The following is a 1,451-nucleotide window of genomic DNA, read 5'->3' as shown; positions in this document are numbered from 1 at the left end:
GACCGCTCGCTGATCGATCATTCGCTGGATGTCATGTCCACCGAACTGGAGGAGCGGAATCAGGCGCTGCGCAGGGAACTCAATGAGCGTCGGCAAGCCGAATCGCGCATCGAACAGTCGCTGTCCCTGCTGCGCGCGACACTCGACGCCACCGCGGACGGAATCGTCGCGGTGGACAGCGGCCAGCACGTCGAGAGTTTCAATGTCAGATTTCTCGAAATGTGGCACATCCCGCCGGAAGCGATTGGCGGTCTGCACGCCCGCGAGATCACGGTCCTGATGGCCAGGCAACTGATGGCGCCCGATGCGTTCATCGAGATGGCACGGCATTTCGACACCCACCCCGACGCGGAACGATGCGAAGTACTCGATCTCAATGATGGCCGAATACTGGAATGCTATTCGCGGCCGCGCCGCATCGGTGAGCAGATCGTCGGTCGCGTCTGGAGCTTCCGCGACATTACCGAGCGCCGGCAAGCCGAAACGCGCCTCGCCTACATGGCCAACTACGATTCGGTTACCGGTCTGCCCAACCGCCACCTGTTACGCGAACGCCTGGATCGGGCGATAAAGCACGAGGCGCGCAGTCATCGCCACCTGGCGATTATGTTTCTCGATCTCGACAATTTCAAGAGCATCAACGACACCCTTGGTCATGATGTCGGCGATCGCGTCCTGCAGGTGGTGGCCAATCGCCTGCTTGCCTGCCTGCGCGAGAGTGACACGGTGGCCCGTATCGGCGGCGACGAATTCACGGTGCTGGTCGAAGACATGACGACCATGGAGAGCATTGCCGCATTGGCGCAACAGATCATCGACAGTCTGTCGCTTCCCTTTCCGCTGGACGGCCGCGAGATGTTCTGCACGGTCAGCGTCGGTATCGCCATCTACCCTGACGACTCGGAAAGCCTGGACGGGTTGATGAAAAGCGCCGACAGCGCCATGTACCGGGCCAAGGAGCAGGGACGAAATACCTACCGGTTCTTTACCGAAGACATGCATCGGCGCGCCTACGAACGATTGCTGCTGGAAAACAGATTGCGCGGCGCGCTCAAGCGTGGCGAATTCCAGCTCCACTATCAGCCGCAGATCGATGTGGCGAGTGGAGCGACGGTCGGCATCGAGGCGCTGCTGCGCTGGAACGACGAGGAGCGCGGTCTGGTGCCGCCGGTCGAGTTCATCGGCGTTCTTGAAGACACCGGGATGATCGTCGAAGTGGGTCACTGGGTTCTGGAAGAGGCCTGCGCGTTCAACCAGTCGCTACGGGAGATCGGTCTGCCGCCGATACGCGTCGCGGTCAATATCTCGCCGCGCCTGAAACGCTTCCCGATCGACACGCTCAAGATCGACCGTTCATTCGTTCGCGACATCATGACCGACAGCGATGACGCCGCCATCACGGTCGCGATCATTGCCCTGAGTCGAAGTCTGCGACTGAAGGTGCTTGCCGA

1 protein-coding gene is annotated in these 1,451 nt (G+C 60.9%); it reads left to right on the top strand.

From position 1 onward, the window contains the following. Positions 1 to 1,451, top strand: a 1,451-nt coding sequence (locus tag PROAA_RS13600) for a putative bifunctional diguanylate cyclase/phosphodiesterase (RefSeq protein ID WP_222102277.1), incomplete at both ends; no start/stop codon positions are given.

Source organism: Candidatus Propionivibrio aalborgensis (assembly GCF_900089945.1).
Lineage (GTDB): Bacteria > Pseudomonadota > Gammaproteobacteria > Burkholderiales > Rhodocyclaceae > Propionivibrio > Propionivibrio aalborgensis.
The sequence above is the reverse complement of the archived record's forward strand: the minus strand, read 5'-3'. Positions and strand labels throughout refer to the sequence as shown.